This window comes from Cellvibrio sp. KY-YJ-3, from assembly GCF_008806955.1.
Taxonomy (GTDB): Bacteria; Pseudomonadota; Gammaproteobacteria; order Pseudomonadales; family Cellvibrionaceae; genus Cellvibrio.
The window spans coordinates 2,772,951-2,791,373 of record NZ_CP031727.1 but is presented as its reverse complement, the minus strand read 5'-3'; the positions used below and the strand labels follow the sequence as shown (position 1 = coordinate 2,791,373).

Genomic DNA, 18,423 nt, shown 5'->3' with positions numbered 1-18,423 from the left:
GTAATTATGCGAGTATATTGGCGGGCGGGAATATCCCAAGTGTTGCTAGCAACTCACCGCAATCCTTGTCTATCGTCATCATTTTTCGTGCATCATCTGGTTGTGGGTTGCGCCCCTGCTCCCTGGCCCAAAGTAGAATCTTTCGAAAAGGATGGTGCTTAATCCCAAACTGAACCAGTGTTCCATAGAGATCGAAAACAATTAATGCCGGTGAAGTATTCATTTGCTCACCCATGGGCTTTAGTTTGGAGAGGGTGGCGAAATGATTCCAGCAGTTGGTTTTTCACTGCAAGTTCGGTTTTGACCGACACAAGTTCAATCTCAATAGCTTTAAAGGATTTTTCCATCTGTCCCAGTCGTTCGCCAAGATAAGATTTTTCACTAAGCAGCTGATCCCGTGCAGTTCTCAGCTCGACGATTTGGGCGGTTCCGGTTTGGAATTGTTCATTGACGGTGAACAATTTTGACTCCGCTGTCTGTAGCTGCTGCCCTGCATCATTCAGAGCCTTGCGAAGCTGGCGCACTTCGGCGATTAGCTCGGCATTAGCGGTACTGAGTTGGGTCACCTCAGTTTGTCTGATCGATAAGGTCTGGTTCAACTGACGGATCTCTGCCTATAGTTGTTGTAACTGTTGCTCGTGACGACGCTGATCTTGGTCGCGCCGGTTTTTGACTGACTGGCAGTAGTGTTCCAGGGCTTCTCGGGCGTGTTGATGTTTTTCTTCCAGAGGGCGAATGTGGTTATCCTTCTCCACTATCAATACGTCTTTGTCTGCTAATTGCTGATCCACTCGTACCAGCAAAATTTTTTGAGCCTCTGCCCCAGTCAAAGCATTATAGTTTTTCTCATAGTTGGCTAACTGGGCTTTAAGCTGTTGGTTTTCATCGGTCGTACTAGCTAGCGCCTTTTGTTGGGATTCCAATTGGCTTTTCAAACTATCAGTCATTGCTTGCAGACTGGCTTCCCGCTCGGCAATCAACTCTTGTGCTTCCTGGTGTAGGTGAGCAGCGAGTTGCTCAATCAGTGAGCCGAATGCCTCGCTGATAGCAGGCATTTTGCCGGAATTCAGTGGGCTTTCATCTGCTAGTTCCTTCAGATATGGTTAACTTTAAACAAAAGCTCGATTTTTTCTATGGCAAATGATTCTTATTACCATGCTGATTGCCCATTTGATGGGGTTTCAGCACATTTGGCCAACTTTAAACAAACCGGTATTATATCTATAGCAATGATTCTAATTATCGTCACTTGATCTGCCGGATGATATAACGCTCTCGCAGGCAACAACTATTGGGGCGTTGGGCCTGCATCGGAAATTACTTTCCGTAATTGGTAGGCAGCAGGTATGCTTGGTTGAATGCTAGCTATCGCACATGCTGAAGGTGAAATATGGTTCCCGATATAGATCCAGAATTTGAAGCGCTATTCCGTCGCATATCTTCTCTTAAATCCCGTAGAGCAGCTGATCTCCTATTCGCAGCTCCTGGCCCTGATCTCGCCAAGACTTACAAGCCGGGACTTACCGAAAGGCAGGAATCGTTTAGCTCAACTCCAGAGTTAGATTCCGCTAACGATACCCGACCGGGTTGTACTGGCTCGTCATTGGAGAGCTTGGCTATTCGCAGGTTGATGTGTTTAGCTTGACGATCATGATATTGGGGCTCAGCTTCGCAAGCAAAATACAACGCAACCAGGGGGTTGGTAGTGATATTCAATAATCTGGTGGGCAGCCCATGATGTTGCATTCTAACCAGTCTTTCAAACACAGTAGGGTCTTTAACAAATCCTGTGAGATCCTGTCGTACATTTCCTGATACAAATGATGCTCTACCGTCCTATAAGCTTTCGCCAGTGCTATTTTCACGGTAAACGCATGGAACAAGCTAGCTGATAAGCAATGTCTGCGTGCCCGCGATAAAAGGTGATCGAATTTTCCTGCGCGGCATCGTGGCGAAATTGCTCGGTCCATTCTAAATATTCAGCGATGGATGTAATTTCCGTTTTAATCATCTGATTATTTTCCTCGTATTCCTTAAGTATTATTCATGGCCGGCACCTTGGAATAAGCAGTCACCGAAGCGCGTTTGCAAACATGTAACACGCTCAAAACAAAGCTTGTTGAAATTCATGGGGCGGTGTGAACACACCAATGATCATGAACGGATTTGGCGCGTTCATGCTGTCCCAGGATTGGGTGGTGCCCACAAAAAAAATGAACGTCACGGTCTTTAATATGTTGTGTAAGGTACATGTGCTTCACGCTTTCCAATGCCTTGGCTTCATCACCACCAAAGCGTTTTTCTTCTTTCCAGAATAGTGCACCGATTTCCCAATCATTAATCGTCAGCGTTCGTTCGCGCCCTGTAACGTCAGTAAAAACATACTTGAATTTATAGGGCAGTTTTGAAACCACGGAGAAGACTTTGTCATTGTCTTCGAATAATTTATTTTGTTTTGACCTCAATTTTACTTTTTCGAGCTTCTCTGCACTCCATTCCCGGTCATCTTCTACAATTTCCATTCTGATAATTGCTGATGGTTTAAACGTAGCGAGCAATATCCCGCGATCAGACTTGTTATCAATAATGAGCTGTTCAAAGTCGTTATAGACAGGAGCATTTTCTAACACCCTGCGTCGGCGGATATGCCAATTTTGATGGTCAATATGTTCAGCGACTTTTATACCATACCATCAAAGCCAGCTATTACTATCGGATCACCCTTAAAGGCGCGAGCAAGAGCAATCGCAGTTTGTCAAAACTGAAAGAATTTTCGGAGTAGCCTAAGTATGTCCACTAGAACCTGGGAAGCCCATCAAGGTTTTTAACTAAATCGTGTTTTTTGAATTCTAGCTGCCAATTGTAGCGTTTCACGTCTGCGTTATTTCTGGCGAAATCTGCAGCAATTGTGCGGAACTCAAAAGAATCGTTTTTTAAATTAAACTGACTAAAATCGTGAGAGTTCAGCCCAATAAAAAGGCCCACACCGATTAAAGTGTGGGCCAAACGAGCAAGGGGATTTTTGTAGGATTAATTTACCGGAATAAACTCGATGCGATCAGCATTCCATTCCCATGTTGATGCCGTCGTACCAGCAGAAATAATCCGCACGTTATGCGTGCCCTGAGTCAGACGCACGCTATTGCCAACTTCCAGCAGTGCAAACGTATCCCAATTGTTATTGTTGGGCACAGTCTTTTTCGCCACTGACACACCATCCACCAACACCTCAATAGCGCCACCAGTTTGGGTGGTGCCGAGATAAGCATTGATACGATAGTTAGCAGTTGCAGTCACATTGATGCTGTAGTCCGCCCAGTCACCGGTTTGGTTGTAGTTAATAGCACCTACTCCCGCCGCAGTGGTGTACTTTTGGAAGCCCTGATAGGTTCCGCCAGTTGCGATGTACGACTCAGCCTGCATCACTACCGGTACTGCCGCTGGCGCCGAACTTGAAGCACGCGATGAAGAGGAAGGAGTAGCGACTGCCACTTGAGTGAACTCAATGCGATCTGCATTCCACTCCCAAGTCGATGCGGTAGTGCCCGCCGAGATAATGCGCACACTGTGCGTACCGGCACTTAATTGCACGCCACTCGCTACCACTAACTTGGCAAACACATCCCAATTGTTGTTATTGGCAACGGTTTTTTTCGCGACTGACACACCGTCAATCAACACCTCTATAGCACCACCGTCTTGTGTGGTACCCAGGAAGGCGTCAATACTATAGGTGCCCGCACTGGTGACATTCAAGGTGTAATCGGCCCAATCGCCACGTTGATTGTAGTTAATAGCCCCTACTCCAGCTGCCGTTGTGTATTTTTGGAAGCCTTGATAGACACCGCCCGTCGCGGTATATGCTTCAGCCTCCAACACCAACTTCAAGCCACCCGTTGCCACACTGGATGCAACCGACGAGCTTGAAGATACAAGTGTGGATGAGCGCGATGATGAACTCAATGAGACGGAAGACGAGGATGGTGTCGATGAACGCGATGAAGATGACAACGGCGTTGATGAAGGTGAAGAAGATGCCGGTGTCGATGAAGCAATTGAGGATGCCCCACCAGTCGTCGCTTTCAAAATACGATAACCAATCTTGTCCAAATTCCACTGATAAGCACCGCCAGCACCCACACTGAGCAAGCGCAGCGTATGGGTACCTGCAGAGTTAATCTGCAGACCATTGGTTACTACCGTCGTCACGTGCTGATCCCAATTGCCATTGTTAGGCAAGGAGGAGCGGCCATTGGAAACACCATCCACCAGGAACTCCACACCCGCGCCATCTAAAGGTGTACCGGTTGCCAATACCAATTGGTAAATACCCGCCTGCGCAAAGTTAATATCGAACTCCACCCAGTCACCGGTTTGGTTGTCATTGATATTGCCGGCACCAGTGGTGCTTTTCACAAAACCGCCATAGGCTCCGCCGGTGCGATTAAAAGCTTCGGCTTCGACGTAGGTCAGTGTGGTATTGGAGGCAACAACTTCCACTCGGGTTTTACCGCTAAAGCCACCGTCGTTACTGCGCCCGGTAATCTCTGCCACACCCAACCCAACACCTTTCACCAATCCGGTACTGCTCACGGTTGCAACTGCAGTATTACTGGAGGTCCAAGTGACCGACTTATCACTGGCGTCTGCCGGAGTGAAACTGGTTTGGATTTGCAGGCTATCATTTTGTGGGATCAAGGTGCTCGCGGGCGATATGGCCATCCCGGTCAACAACTTGGCTTTCACCTGAATGTTTGCCGTGCCCACTATGTTGTTCGCGACCGTTTTTGCGGTAATGGTGACATTGCCTGCCTTAAGGCCAGTGACTACCCCTTGGGCATCCACAGTTGCAATGGTCGGATTAGAGCTGCTCCAGGTCACTTTACGGTTAGGTGCATGAATTGGCGTAACTGCCGCACTTAGCTGTTTGCTCGCGCCTATATACAGAGGGTTAGGCAAACCCACGACAGAAACAGCGGCAGGCACCAACTGGCTGACAGATACCGAAGCCGTAGCAGTTAACGCACCGTCCACTGTTTTTGCGGTGATAGTGGCAGAACCTGGCTTGTTACCGGTCACCAAACCATTTTGATCAACACTGGCCACACTGGGGTTAGATGAAACCCAAGTGACGTTTTGGTTGGAGGCATTGGCTGGGCTAACACTTGGTTGAAGCGCTACCGATTGAGTCACCAACAAATTGCTGACGCTGGTTTGGCTCAGGCTCAAGCCAGTAACGGCCGTGCATGGGCTGCAAGCAGCGGGAATGCTACGGGTAACTTGAGTATCCATATCCCACACTTGCAGGCTCACCGCCGCAACTTCACCCTGGGCAATCGTCGTTAACTGAATGTTGTTATTGCCGCTTGCGCTTAGATAACTTACATCAAACGGAATCTCCAAGGTTGCCATGGAGCGCCCGTTTCTTCTCGACTCATCGCCGCGCCAATCGGTTTTCACCGGTACTGTATTGCCGTTAATTTTGAGCGATACGCGGCTGTCGGACGAGCCAGTCGCTATGCCGGTATTCATAAAGAAGGCGCCGGTCACACGCAGTTGCGCTTCACCTTTAGCCGGTTTGGGCACACCGTTCACCTGCGCACTCACATTTGCGGCTGCAACGCGATACGGGGCATTGGCGGTCAGTGGTTCAGCCGGGTATTTCTGCTCTTTGCTGTTGAGTGTGGGGTTTGGGTTATTGGTGTACTCAATATCCAAAATCACCGTTGCATCTGCGCCAATTGTGATGTTTTTAGGCAGGCTGGTCAGAGTGGCATCGGCCAGAATTGGCTTACCCACACCGTTGGCTGGATTGTTATCATCATCAATGGCCTCGTCTAAATATAAGTGGCGCATTTTGATGCTCTTGATCGCATTGCCGCTGATGCCCGCAAAGTTCATGTCTACGGTGGTCGGCTTTGCTTCCAAACTGTTTAAAATGACATACATGTGTTTGCCCTTAACATAGGCATCCACTTGAATATCGCGGTCACTGGCATAGGTATCTACACGGGTGCCATCAACGTCACGCCACAATTCATACCATTTAATGGAAGGGTTAAAGTTCCAGGTACAGTTGGTATAAGCCGTAGGTGTTTCGGTACAAGTTGAGTAGTCACGATCCAACAGACTTTGGCCGTAAGGATGGGTTTTGTCCTCATCGCCCCACTCACCCTTAACCACGATGAACGGCATAGACAAGGTGACGTAATCAGGGCGCTCCATAAATTGCATCATCATTTGCGAGAAGGGCTTTAATACTTCCCAGCGCATGCGCTGACGATCCAATTTAGTAATGTCGGTGCCGGTAATATTGCCGTATTCCGACATCACCACTTCTTTGCGTTGACCGAGCATTTTCATGTCGTACCATTCGAGCAAATCCAAAACCCCTTCAGATTGGAAACCCGTACGCAAAGCGCCGGTGCGAGTAGATGCTCCGTCCCAAGAAGCCCAGTCATACAAATGGACTGAATAGAAATCCATATTTTTACCGGCGGCATCCATAAAGCCTTTCCAGATTACATCCCATTGATACCAATCCGAACTTGGGCTTGGGCCATTGAGCGACATCGTGGGCGATTTATTAAAGCTGTTTACACGGATAGCATTTTTGATCGCCTCACTACCCGCATCCGAGCCATAAAACATATTCAATAATGCATCGCCACGATTGCGCGGCGAACCTGTTGCAGTTGCATCGCCTTTTTCCAAATCGTGCAGACCCCAGGTCATGCCGCCGATTTTTGGAGCCTTGTTACCCAGCTTGCTACGTACAGTATTGGCAACCACGTTGTGAAATTCGAACAGTTCTTCCCAAGTAGATACATGACCTTCATGACTGGGAACGTTCATCAACATATCGGGTTCGTTGACTACCTCCCAATATTTGGGCATAGGAATAGCCGTAGGATCATTCTCGTATTGCACAAAAAATTTATTTAAAAATTCCGCATACCATTCTGCTGCATCTTGTGCGGTGCGTGGTCGCCACGGAGTTTCACTGGTCAAGCCACCACCAAACCAGGAATACGAACTCCAGTTAGGGTAAGCGGGTCTGGGTTGTGACCCCATAATCAATGAAGAAGTGCGCCCAAAATATTCCTGCGCATCGGCGTATTTGGTATCCAAATTTTCTTTGTATTGCGCCGAGAGAGCACTCAACTGTGCCAGATTAGGCTTGTTGGCATAACCAAAAGGAAATGGGCTGGGGGTATCGGTAGAGCGCGCCTTATCACCACCGGTTTGGCTGAAATAGTACATCGACAAACCATTATCGCGACCAAAGGTCACACCTAAATCCATCAGGTAATCGAGCTTTTCTTTTTCACCCAAGAAATCATTTTCCATTGGGCTGGCATGAATGGTAATGCGCCGCTCGCGTCCAAAATCAGAAACGCCATTGACCGAGTGTTTGATATTCGCGTTGATATCAACCTTAACGTTCTGCGCCAATGCTAAAGACGCCATGCTACTTAAAACCCCAGTAGTAATAGCGGCAACAGCAAGGCGGAGTTTATGTTGTTTAAACATAATTGCCTCTTTGATGAAATGATAATTATCGTTATTGGAAAAAACACTAACAGCTGAAGAACATATTATTGTTATTAATGATTGGCCAAGACGATTCTGATTTACGCGAATCCCAAGCCCCTGCTGGTGAAGCTGTGCCAGTAGCAGAAATAGAATCTTACACCGATATTTTTTGCATTAACACAACCTTGTTAACATTTCACAGTTAATCTTTAACTTTTTTACGCTCCCGCCTCCCGCCCATGCGCAGCTGATACCCACTCTCCTCACTGTCACAGCCCATGCCCCATCACTTCGACCAACAACCACACATTTTGTTAACAATTAATGTTTGACATTAAAAAGAAGTGGGCAGATGATACCTGCGCAAGGCAAGGCGCGGAAACCAAACGTTTCAATCTTTAGCAAACCGCCCTTACTTTCGAATCAACCATAAGGCCTGTTTTGATTCGAACAAAGGCAAAACAAGCCGATATAGAAAAATGAAAGACCATTAGGAGAGTGTTGTATGGCGATGATTATTCAAGACCGCTTCAAACTAAAAGTACTTTCAGCAGCAGTGATTGCTGCATCCAGCATCAATATTTATGCGCAAGATTCCGGCGCTGTGGAAGAAGTTGTAGTGACCGGGATTAGAAGCTCACTCACCGGCGCAATGGAAACCAAGCGGCAAGCAAGCGGCGTAGTAGATGCCATCAGTGCCGAAGACATAGGTAAATTTCCCGACACCAACCTCGCTGAATCTTTACAACGCATTACCGGTGTATCCATCGACCGGAGCAACAATGAGGGTAACCAAGTGACCGTTCGGGGCTTCGGCCCCAGTTTTAATCTGGTGACTTTAAATGGCCGTCAAATGCCCAACTCATCCGCGTTGGATGGCACACCCATTTCTCGCAGTTTTAATTTCCGTGAAATAGCCGCAGAAAGTGTTTCCGGCGTAGAGGTTTATAAAACCGGCAAAGCAAACGTGGCCTCAGGCGGACTGGGCGCAACCATTAACTTGAAAACCGCCAAGCCGTTTGATTTTAATGAATTGGTTGCTCACGCGAGCGTGAAAGGTGTAATCGAGCCCACTGTTGAAACAGGCGATGAAGTAACACCGGAAATTTCCGGCATGATTAGCAACACTTTTGCCGATGGAAAATTTGGCGTACTCGCATCTTATTCCTACGCCGAACGCAACTTCCATGTCGATCGTATCGGCACACAAAATGGTTGGAGCCGCGGCTATCCCGGCCAACAAAATCCTGACACCAGCGCTATTGATACTGATCGCAACCCCACTAAAGCGACATGGCGCATCCCCACTGTCGATTTGGAAAATGCCAACTACGAGCGCACCCGCCAAAACGGTCAATTGGTATTGCAATTTGCCCCAACCGACAACCTGACCGCGACTGTTGATTACACCATGTCACGCCTTGAAGAAGACGGCGCGATGAATCGCATGAGCTTTTGGTTTGATGATGTACAAACCGGTAAAGCCGATGCCAATGGCACCATCATTAACCCGGCGCGCAGCAACGATGAGTTGAACTTTTGGGCCTGGGAATACGGTTTTAATACTGAAAATGATTCATTCGGTGTAAATGTAGAGTGGGACGTTAATGATCAATTGTCTTTCACTCTGGATGCACATGACTCAACCTCTCATGCGAACCCAGGAGCACAACCTGCCGAGCGCATTGCCAATACCAAAAACCCGTTTGGTGCAGTGGATATCGCAGCGGATTTCTCTGGCAAATTGCCCAGCGTTTCCTATGACGATTCAGACTTACCCGGCGGCGCCTACAACAAAGCCAATATTGTCGGCGACCTGTATCAAGAGCGCGGTCATGAACTGGAAAATAATATTCAACAAGTTCAATTGCACGGCGTTTGGCAAAATGCCGATGCAGGTGCACTTACGGCGATTAATTTTGGTGTAGCACAAACCAAAAACACCGTAGATGTAAAAGATATTTACAGCGCGAACTTTGCATTAAGCGGCATGGACCTGACCAATCTGGATCTCAGTTTTGAAACAGGCGATATAGGTTTTGAATATGTACCTGTATTTAGCGCCAATGAATTTATTGATTTGGTGTACGCGCAAAATCTTAATAATCCAATGAACTATGGCACCAATGGTATTGAAGAAGAGACTAACGCGCTTTATCTGTCATTTGATTTTGATGCGGAATTTAACCAAATGCCGGTTAAAGCCAATGTTGGCCTGCGCTACGAAGAAACCGATGTTAGCTCCTACACCATCACTAAACCAGTGATAGGTTTTAATTGGGTATCGCCACTGGAGATGTCGAAGATATACGCTGATACCGAACAGTCGGACACACTCAAAGGAAATTACGATAATTTTTTACCTAACTTCGATTTAAGTTTAAATTTAACCGATGACCTGGTAACGCGTTTCTCGTACAGCAAAACCATTGCGCGCAGCAATATTGATGCAATGTATCCCGGCACAGATTTAGTCACGCACTTATCAACCGGCCCATTCAAAGCAAATCAAGGCAACCCGGGTTTATTACCGTTCGAATCCGAAAACCTCGACTTGTCACTTGAGTGGTACTACGGCGAAGGCAGTTATGTATCCGGTGGTTACTTCCGCAAGAAAGTGGATAACTTTATTGCTGTAGGCCAAGAAGACCGCATCATCAACAGCCCCAATGGCCCACTGACTAACCCCAGCGCCAATCCGCGCCCTGGTTGCCCAGGTGGCTCAGTAGCCAACCCAACATCAGCCTGTACTTCACAACCTGGTGATCAAGCTATTGTCTGGGAAGTTTCCACACCACAAAACCTGAACGACTCTTTGGTTGATGGTTGGGAATTTAATGTACAGCATATGTTCGGCGACTCAGGCTTCGGCACCATTGTTAACTACACCATGGTAGATAGCGATGACAGTTACGACGTCTACAGTTTGGACAATGATTTGGCGCTACAAGGCTTGAGCGATTCAGCCAACTTTGTCGGCTTCTACGAAAATAATGGTTTCCAAATTCGTATTGCCTATAACTGGCGCGACAAGTTCCTCCTGTCATCCGGCAATGAACCCGTCTTTACTGCGGCCTATGATCAAATTGATATCAACGCAAGTTATGAAATCAATGAGAATCTATCCGTATTTATCGAAGGCTTGAACGTAACCGATGAAGCAACCCATCGTTACGGCCGTTGGACTAATCAAATTAAAGATTACGAGCAATACGGTTCTCGTTACAACGTAGGTGTACGTGCGAAATTCTAATTGTCAGTGTTTAACACCCAATTATGATTGAGTACAAAAAAGGTCGCCTACTATTGGCGACCTTTTTTTTAAAACGAAACAGATTAAATGGATAATAAAAACGGCGGTGCAAATATGACAAAAGCAATAAAATCCATTGTCATTGTTGGCGGTGGTGCAGCCGGTTGGATTACCGCAGGCACGCTCGCAGCCAAAATACGCAGCCAGCATAGCGAAGGCATACAAATTAGCCTCGTAGAATCACCCAAAACACCCATCATTGGCGTCGGTGAAGGAACCTGGCCCACCATGCGTAACACCTTAAAAAAAATGGGCGTGCGTGAAACAGATTTTCTGCGTGAATGTAATGTGTCCTTTAAACAGGGAGCAAAATTTGTGCATTGGTGCACTGGCCAAAAAGACGATTTTTATTATCACCCTTTAGTTTTACCGCAAGGCTTTTCCGAGATTAATCTTGCGCCCCACTGGTTAGCTAATCCACACAACCAATCTTTCTCCAACGCCGTCTGCGTACAAGAAACCCTTTGTGAAGCGGGCTTAGCGCCGAAATTAATTACCACACCGGAATATGCCGCTGTTGCAAACTATGCCTACCATTTGGATGCCGGTGCATTTGCCGAATTTTTAAAAAAGCATTGCACTACCAACCTTGGTGTCACCCATTTATTAGCCGATGTTATTCATGTTAATGCCGCCGACAATGGCGATATCACCTCAATTGCTACCGATACACAGGGCGATATTGCAGGCGATTTATTTATAGACTGCAGTGGATTTAATTCGCTGTTGCTTGGCAAACACTACAAAGTGCCGTTTATATCCTGTAAAGATGTACTTTTTATCGACACAGCCTTGGCAGTCCACCTGCCCTATGAAAATGACAACAGCCCTATCGCCTCGCACACCATTTCTACCGCGCAGGATTCCGGATGGATTTGGGATATAGGCCTGCCAAGCAGACACGGTATAGGCCACGTATTTTCCAGCGCGCACACCAGCACAGAGCAAGCCGAAGAAAAACTGCACCAATACCTCAGACAACACTCCTCCAACACCGAGCAAATTTCTGTGCGAAAAATTCCTATAACACCAGGGCACAGAGCAAAGTTTTGGGAAAAAAATTGTGTCGCTGTAGGGTTATCCGCAGGGTTTCTTGAACCGCTGGAGGCATCGGCATTGGTATTGATTGAAATATCAGCCGCGATGATTGCCGACCAACTACCAGCAACACGCCCCGCGATGGACATCATCGCAAAACGATTTAATGAAACTTTTTTATATCGCTGGCAACGCATTATTGATTTTTTGAAATTGCATTACACCCTTAGCAAACGCGACGACAGTGATTTTTGGAGAGACAATCGACGCTTAAGTAGCATTCCAGAAAGCTTGCAAGAGTTAATGACTTTGTGGCGCTACCAACCGCCTTGGCATATGGATTTTGATCGCGCGGCTGAGGTATTCCCCGCTGCCAGCTATCAATATTTACTGTACGGAATGGGCTACACAACAGAAGCCAGCACTCTAGGTATGTCGCAACACAATCAACAATTAGCGCAAGTGTTATTCAACAAAAATGCAACGTTGGCGCAACAACTCAAAAGCCAACTTCCCAGCAACAGAGAACTTATTAACAAAATTAAAGAATATGGATTACAGCCCGTTTAATTTGGACTTTATTATCCAATTACGATAGCGAGAACATATGAGCACTTCTATTGAAATACTGAATCACCAAATACACACGCAACTGAAAGTGATTACTGAGCATGGTGCAGAATACGGTGAAAATATTAATAACGTTCCGGTATTGATCCATGAGCTAAAAAAATTAGCCCATGAATACCCGATATGTTTTATGAAAGACCCAGACACAGGTCAGTTTAATCTATATGCCCTATTAGGTTTTGCGCCTGAAGAGAATCTTTATTTAGATCAACACCAATGGAACGCCAATTATATTCCGCTCCATATCCAACGTCAGCCATTTATTGTTGGGCGTCGCCATGCTACTGAGAATACCCAAGCACCCAACACAGAACACGACAGTGGTTTTATTAGCATCAACACTCAGAGCAAACGTATTAGCCACACACAAGGAGAGTCGCTTTTTAATAGCGACGGAACACCCACCGCTTATTTAAATTCCATCAATGAATTACTGAGTCAATTAACACCCAGTGAAACCATGACAAAAGTATTTATTGCACAGCTATTAAACCATCAGTTGCTGGAATCGGCGCGCATTAACATCGCGCTTAATGACGGATCAAGTTTTAGTTACGAAGGTATCTATACCATCAACACCGATAGATTGAATAGTTTAAGTGAAGTGGAAATAAACCGGTTACAAGAGCAACATTTTTTGGCTCCCATAAAATTTATTATCCAATCCTTACAGCAATTACAACGTCTAATTGATTTTAAAAACAATCGCCTGCAAGGATCAACACATGAAACAGCTTAATGTAATTGCAATACTTTTCTTTATGACCTGCACTATTGCTGCTTGCACGACAAACAAATGGGATAAAAGTGAAGGCCACTTAGCGCCAGAACTCAACCAAGCGATAGGATCCATTGAGATTATTGATCCTCGTGCTTTGCAGCTGATCGACCCAACGAAAAAAATCTTTATTCGTGCCGATGGATTTCGCTGGACTGAAGGGCCGTTATGGGTTGATGAATTGCAAGCATTGCTATTCTCAGATATTCCCAACAACCGCATTATGCAATATCAACCCGGCATAGGAACTCGCCTTTATTTAGAGCCCGCTGGTGCAACTGCACTCTTTCCCGATGATGATAACGGTGGTTCCAATGGATTATTACTCAATAACAACAATGAATTGATTTTGTTGCAGCAAGGCGACCGACGCATTGCACTTATGAACGCCCCGTTAAACCGCCCTGCGCCACAATACAAAAATGTTGCCAGCGAGTTCAAAGGAAAAAGACTCAACAGCCCTAACGATGCCGTGCTCAGTCGCAGCGGAAATTTATACTTTACTGACCCTCCCTACGGCTTGGCAGGTGGCATGACTGACAAGCGTAGAGCCATTGCATTTCAAGGTATTTATAAAGTAACACCCTCAGGGGAAAGCGTACTGCTGGATGATCAAGTAAAGTCCCCTAACGGTATAGGCCTCTCAATAGATCAGAAAACGCTATACATCGGCGTGTCAGATCCAGAACATCCCCATTGGTTGGCCTATGACCTTGATGAGCAAGGAAACACATCGAATAAACGTGTTTTTTATGATGCGACCAAATTTAAAAATAACATCGAACACCAAGGTGTACCTGATGGAATGGCGACACATTCATCCGGCGTTTTATTTGCGACAGGCCCCGGTGGTGTGTGGATCTTTTCTCCGGCGGGTGAAGTGCTCGCTAAAATTTACACTGAAAAACTCACCGCCAATTGCACACTTTCCAGCGATGAAAAAACTTTGTTTATTACCGCCCACGACACCTTAATGAGCCTGTCATTAAAATAATGTTGCAACTTTTTCTATTAGTATTTTTAACCGCTCAACCAAGCGCTGCGCTTCTTCTGGTGTACGCACCGGCGCAGCCAAACTCCCACCCACACCGATTCCTTTAGCACCTGAATTCGCCCAGCGTTCGACATTGAGTTCATTAATACCACCGACCGGAAAAAAAATTGTGTTGTTAAATGGTCCAAAAGCCAGAGATTTTAAATAATCAGGGCCCATTGGCTCAGCCGGGAATAATTTTACAATATCAGCTTGCGCCTCAATTGCAGCCACAATTTCCGTTGGTGTGAATGCTCCCATCACAACTGGAACTTCTTGCTCATGAGCAACCTTTACAACCGCGGAACTGGTATTCGGCGTCACTAAAAATTGGGCGCCTGCCGCCATCGCTTGCTGCGCAAGCGACACATTGGTAATAGTACCCGCCCCTACCAAAACCTCAGGAAACTCGCCACGAATAAGACTAATCGCCGCACAAAAGTTGGGCGTATTGGCAGTCACCTCTAATACCTTTATTCCCGCAGCCGCCAAACATTGCACAATGGGAATAATATCTTCTGAGTGTTTTACTCGTAAAATGACAATTAGCTTTTCGGCAAGTAACTTGTTGACTCGTTCAAACTTCATCGATGTATTCCACTATTAATCCAGCAGCCTTAAACTTTGGCTGCATCTATTACTTGCGCTCAACAAAACACGAATTAACGCACCACATAACCAGCAGTATTACCCCGCGCCACCTCATTAATTTCTGTCTCGCTCATCCAAGCCTGATCGCCATAACAATTGTGCGCCAGCGCAAAGGCGGCATTGGCAAAATCAATAGTTTGTTGCGCTGACCAGGCTTGCTGATAGCCGTATAAAACTCCTGCGGCGAATGCATCCCCTGTACCTAATCGATCAAGGATATCTACCCGCAACTCGGTACTCTTAAACGAGTCGGCATTTTTCCTTAACAGTGAAGTGAGCGAATTAACTGAAGCGCTGTGATGAATACGGCTAGTAACGGCGGCATCTACATTAAACTCATCACCTAAAAATTCAGCCACAGCCTGAACTTCTGCAAGTGCATCAGAATTAAAAAATTGATATCCAAATACATCACTGATAACACCTGCATTGGCAAATACCAAATCGCAATACTGCATAATTTGTTTAAAATAGTGCTTGGCAAATGCCGGTTCTGGCCAAAGACTGCGCCTGAAATTGAGATCAAAACTTACTCTGACCCCCATGCCATGTGCAATTTTTGCAGCTTTGATTGTTTCTAGTGCACACTGCTCTGAAAGTGCTGGCGTTATGCCACTCAAATGCAATCGCTGTTTACCCTGCAATATTTCATTCCAATTAAATTCATTTTCAACGATGGTTGAAATAGCGGAGTATTTTCGGTCATAAACCACTCGCGTTGGACGAAGCGAAGCACCTAATTCGATAAAATAAGTACCCATGCGCTCTCCACCGAACAAGACATTATTCGTAGCTATACCGCAGCGATGGAGACTGGCAATAGCCTGTTCCGCAATTAGGTTGTCTGGCAATTTCGTAATGAAATCCGTCGCCACACCTAACCGAGCCAATGCGGCCGCAACATTCGCTTCAGCCCCTGCAAAATCTACCGACAATTGCTGTGCCACAATGAGCCGCTGCTGTGGTTGCGCTGGGGTTAAACGCAACATAAGCTCACCAAAAAATGTAATGCTCAATTTATTTCTCCAGATTAACGGCTGTAATGGGAGCAATTTTTCCCACCAAAAAAACATAGGAAAATAAGCCTGCCAATGCCAAACCGGTAATCAATAATAGCGCAGGCTTAAAGTCACCATCTTGTACCAAATAGCCAATTGCAATCGGCACAATAACGGCTGAAAGTCCACCAATAAAATTGAAACATCCGCCGACCAATCCCACCATTTTTTGCGGGGCAAGCAGTGATACAAAAACCCAGGCGATAGACGTTAATCCATTACCAAAAAAAGCGATTGACAGGAAAAAAGTTGCCCAGGAAATACTGTCGACATAATTTGCACCAACGACACTGGCAGATAATATAAAGCCAAGAATAATAGGCGCCTTTCTTGAAACCTCAGTAGAAACACCACGCCGCACCAAATAGTCTGACAAAAACCCAGCAAACAGAACGCCGAAAAAAGCAAACAAAAACGGAATAGACGCGTAAATTCCGGTTTTTAAATCACTCAAGCCACGATATTCGGCTAAATAGGTAGGAAACCAGGTTAGAAAAAAAATTAAGGTACCACCCAAACAAAACTGACCAATATAAATGCCCCAAAGTTTACGATTGGAGAAAGCTAATTTGATATTGCTCCAAGGTATTTCGATGGGTTCTTTTTTTGATGTAGCCGGTGATGATATGACCGAAGCGGTAGACTGAATTATTTTGTCACGATAAAAGTAGTGCCATACCAGTGCCCAAACAATTCCGATTAAGCCTGAAATAATAAACAACCCGCGCCAGCCAAATAACTCTTGAATGAATGCTAAAACAGGCATTAGAAATGCCAACCCAATAAATTGGCCTGAGGTATAAACAGCAATAGCTCCAGCACGCTCTTGCTCTGCGAACCATTGCGTCACAATTTTGTTATTGGCGGGATAGGATGGCGACTCAAATAAACCAATCGCCATACGGCACCCCACCAAAGCGGCAAAACTACTTACAACACCTTGAACTAAAGTCGCTAATGACCAAGCAACCAAAATAATGGGATATAAAATTCTAATGCGCAGCGCATCAACCAATAATCCACCAGGAATTTGCATAATTGAATAAGTCCAACCAAATGCCGAGAAGATAATTCCCATTTGCACTTTAGTTAATTCAAGATCTTGCGCAATAGCATTGGCAGCAACCGATATATTGGTTCTGTCCATGTAATTTATAACGACTGTCAAAAACAGCAGAATCAAAATTCCACTTTTACTTGCAGGTGCATTTTTTTTCATTATTTTATTCACCAATTGGTATAGGAGCCGTCCGGTTTTATAAGTCGCGGTGGCTCCCAATATTTGAAGGAAAGATTTTTAATTAATTGCTCATTAACATCCACACCTAATCCCGGGTCAGTGGGGATACTGAAACCATTAGCTTGCACGAGCGGGCGATGAGTAAAAATGCGATCGAATTCAGACATATCCCCGTCGTAAGGCGACAATTCCAAACTCGCGAGATTGGAAATAGCTGCACAATAATGAATGGAGGCAGCCGTACAAATAGGGCTAAGTGGATTGTGTGGCATCATGTCCACATATTTTGCTTCACATAACGCAGCAATTTTCATCGCCTCAGTAAAACCACCCGCATTACAAATATCTACGCGAGCAAACTGGGTTAACAGCGGCTCCAAATAGCGAGAAAAATCCCACTTGCTGGTGAACTCTTCACCAATAGCGAAGGGTATATCTACCATAGTGCGCAACGCTTGATAGGCCGCAGGGGATTCATCGCGAATAGGTTCTTCAATAAAATCCAAAGTGCCTGCTGGCATCCGCTGACAAAAAGAAGCCGCTTCGGCCACGCTCAAACGGTGGTGATAATCCACCCCTAACATTATTTCACTTCCCAAAGCTTCGCGTGCCTGCGTGAGCCAGTGAGAAGATTTGGCAATCGATTTACGCACGTCAAATACAGTCGGCCTATGACTTACACCATGCTCACCGGTAGTCGCCCGAATGGTTTGCCAACCATCACTTTGTAATTGCAGTAGATGGTCAACAAAAGCGGGGCCAAAATCCAAGGCAGAAGTAACAAACAGCGGAATGCTGTTGCGCTGCTTGCCACCCAGCAACTGATATACAGGCACCTTCAAATGTTTTCCGCAGGCATCGTGCAGAGCAATATCCAGAGCAGAAATTGCAGCAGCCAATACTCGCCCACCTTCAAAATAATGACTCCGATACAACTCTTGCCACAGTGCACCTATATCCAATGCCGAGCGACCAATCAGAAATTGTTTAAAATGTTCAATAGCGCCTATTACCGCTTTTTCACGCCCTGATAAGCCTGACTCGCCCCAGCCATAGATACCCTCATCGGTCTCCACTTTAACCAAACAGACGTTGCGAAACCCCAGCCAAAAAGCATAGGTTTTAATATCCACTATATTCATTCTT

At 45.9% G+C, this 18,423-nt stretch carries 15 protein-coding genes; 4 read left to right on the top strand and 11 right to left on the bottom strand.

The genetic code is table 11. The features are described from left to right. Positions 1-4: 4 nt before the first annotated feature. The 7 genes from D0B88_RS19130 to D0B88_RS11675 form a co-directional block, all read right to left on the bottom strand. On the bottom strand, positions 5-223 hold the full coding sequence (locus D0B88_RS19130) for a hypothetical protein (RefSeq protein WP_225318347.1): 219 nt from the start codon (positions 221-223) through the stop codon (positions 5-7). Between the two features lie 4 nt (positions 224-227). After that, positions 228-599 carry a hypothetical protein gene (locus D0B88_RS11695; RefSeq protein WP_151057345.1) on the bottom strand — a complete coding sequence of 124 codons (372 nt, stop codon included), beginning with the start codon at positions 597-599 and terminating at the stop codon, positions 228-230. Between the two features lie 15 nt (positions 600-614). After that, the gene (locus D0B88_RS11690) at positions 615-1,055 is read right to left on the bottom strand and encodes a hypothetical protein (RefSeq protein WP_151057343.1); all 441 of its coding nucleotides are present in this window, start codon (positions 1,053-1,055) and stop codon (positions 615-617) included. Between the two features lie 451 nt (positions 1,056-1,506). Further along, positions 1,507-1,767 (bottom strand): FRG domain-containing protein, encoded by a 261-nt coding sequence (locus tag D0B88_RS19275; protein WP_225318346.1) that lies wholly within the window; start codon positions 1,765-1,767, stop codon positions 1,507-1,509. Between the two features lie 94 nt (positions 1,768-1,861). Further along, positions 1,862-2,011, bottom strand: a complete 150-nt coding sequence (locus D0B88_RS19005) for a hypothetical protein (protein WP_191966424.1) — start codon at positions 2,009-2,011, stop codon at positions 1,862-1,864. A 115-nt stretch (positions 2,012-2,126) separates the two neighbouring features. After that, the gene (locus tag D0B88_RS11680) at positions 2,127-2,630 is read right to left on the bottom strand and encodes a hypothetical protein (protein WP_225318345.1); all 504 of its coding nucleotides are present in this window, start codon (positions 2,628-2,630) and stop codon (positions 2,127-2,129) included. A 400-nt stretch (positions 2,631-3,030) separates the two neighbouring features. After that, on the bottom strand, positions 3,031-7,533 hold the full coding sequence (locus tag D0B88_RS11675; protein WP_151057337.1) for an Ig-like domain-containing protein: 4,503 nt from the start codon (positions 7,531-7,533) through the stop codon (positions 3,031-3,033). Between the two features lie 508 nt (positions 7,534-8,041). Here D0B88_RS11675 and D0B88_RS11670 point away from each other — a divergent pair. From D0B88_RS11670 to D0B88_RS11655, 4 genes are all read left to right on the top strand, one after another. Further along, on the top strand, positions 8,042-10,789 hold the full coding sequence (locus D0B88_RS11670) for a TonB-dependent receptor (RefSeq protein ID WP_151030859.1): 2,748 nt from the start codon (positions 8,042-8,044) through the stop codon (positions 10,787-10,789). A gap of 114 nt (positions 10,790-10,903) precedes the next feature. After that, positions 10,904-12,457: a tryptophan halogenase family protein gene (locus D0B88_RS11665; RefSeq protein WP_151030858.1), complete on the top strand. Its 1,554-nt coding sequence runs from the start codon at positions 10,904-10,906 to the stop codon at positions 12,455-12,457. A gap of 37 nt (positions 12,458-12,494) precedes the next feature. Continuing rightward, positions 12,495-13,256 carry a SapC family protein gene (locus D0B88_RS11660; protein WP_151030857.1) on the top strand — a complete coding sequence of 254 codons (762 nt, stop codon included), beginning with the start codon at positions 12,495-12,497 and terminating at the stop codon, positions 13,254-13,256. Beyond that, positions 13,243-14,289, top strand: a complete 1,047-nt coding sequence (locus tag D0B88_RS11655) for an SMP-30/gluconolactonase/LRE family protein (protein WP_225318344.1) — start codon at positions 13,243-13,245, stop codon at positions 14,287-14,289. Before D0B88_RS11660 ends, D0B88_RS11655 begins: the two co-directional genes overlap by 14 nt. Here the strand turns inward: D0B88_RS11655 and D0B88_RS11650 are convergent. From D0B88_RS11650 to D0B88_RS11635, 4 genes are all read right to left on the bottom strand, one after another. Then, complete coding sequence (locus tag D0B88_RS11650) at positions 14,281-14,916, bottom strand: bifunctional 4-hydroxy-2-oxoglutarate aldolase/2-dehydro-3-deoxy-phosphogluconate aldolase (RefSeq protein ID WP_151030856.1); 636 nt, start codon at positions 14,914-14,916, stop codon at positions 14,281-14,283. The two genes, D0B88_RS11655 and D0B88_RS11650, sit on opposite strands and share 9 nt — an antisense overlap. 74 nt (positions 14,917-14,990) lie before the next feature. Beyond that, positions 14,991-16,052 carry a sugar kinase gene (locus tag D0B88_RS11645; RefSeq protein WP_225318343.1) on the bottom strand — a complete coding sequence of 354 codons (1,062 nt, stop codon included), beginning with the start codon at positions 16,050-16,052 and terminating at the stop codon, positions 14,991-14,993. Beyond that, positions 15,997-17,256, bottom strand: coding sequence for an MFS transporter (locus tag D0B88_RS11640; RefSeq protein ID WP_151057333.1), 1,260 nt, complete (start codon positions 17,254-17,256; stop codon positions 15,997-15,999). Before D0B88_RS11640 ends, D0B88_RS11645 begins: the two co-directional genes overlap by 56 nt. 8 nt (positions 17,257-17,264) lie before the next feature. Next, complete coding sequence (locus D0B88_RS11635) at positions 17,265-18,419, bottom strand: mandelate racemase/muconate lactonizing enzyme family protein (protein ID WP_151057331.1); 1,155 nt, start codon at positions 18,417-18,419, stop codon at positions 17,265-17,267. Positions 18,420-18,423: the final 4 nt, after the last annotated feature.

Bases quoted from the DNA above. Each gene is read 5' to 3' on its own strand.
- D0B88_RS11690 (WP_151057343.1), bottom strand. From the start codon at position 1,055: ATGCCTGCTATCAGCGAGGCATTCGGCTCACTGATTGAGCAACTCGCT.
- D0B88_RS19130 (WP_225318347.1), bottom strand. From the start codon at position 223: ATGAATACTTCACCGGCATTAATTGTTTTCGATCTCTATGGAACACTG.
- D0B88_RS11655 (WP_225318344.1), top strand. From the start codon at position 13,243: ATGAAACAGCTTAATGTAATTGCAATACTTTTCTTTATGACCTGCACT.
- D0B88_RS19005 (WP_191966424.1), bottom strand. From the start codon at position 2,011: ATGATTAAAACGGAAATTACATCCATCGCTGAATATTTAGAATGGACC.
- D0B88_RS11645 (WP_225318343.1), bottom strand. From the start codon at position 16,052: ATGTTTTTTTGGTGGGAAAAATTGCTCCCATTACAGCCGTTAATCTGG.
- D0B88_RS11635 (WP_151057331.1), bottom strand. From the start codon at position 18,419: ATGAATATAGTGGATATTAAAACCTATGCTTTTTGGCTGGGGTTTCGC.
- D0B88_RS11670 (WP_151030859.1), top strand. From the start codon at position 8,042: ATGGCGATGATTATTCAAGACCGCTTCAAACTAAAAGTACTTTCAGCA.
- D0B88_RS11660 (WP_151030857.1), top strand. From the start codon at position 12,495: ATGAGCACTTCTATTGAAATACTGAATCACCAAATACACACGCAACTG.
- D0B88_RS11640 (WP_151057333.1), bottom strand. From the start codon at position 17,256: ATGAAAAAAAATGCACCTGCAAGTAAAAGTGGAATTTTGATTCTGCTG.
- D0B88_RS11665 (WP_151030858.1), top strand. From the start codon at position 10,904: ATGACAAAAGCAATAAAATCCATTGTCATTGTTGGCGGTGGTGCAGCC.
- D0B88_RS11650 (WP_151030856.1), bottom strand. From the start codon at position 14,916: ATGAAGTTTGAACGAGTCAACAAGTTACTTGCCGAAAAGCTAATTGTC.
- D0B88_RS11675 (WP_151057337.1), bottom strand. From the start codon at position 7,533: ATGTTTAAACAACATAAACTCCGCCTTGCTGTTGCCGCTATTACTACT.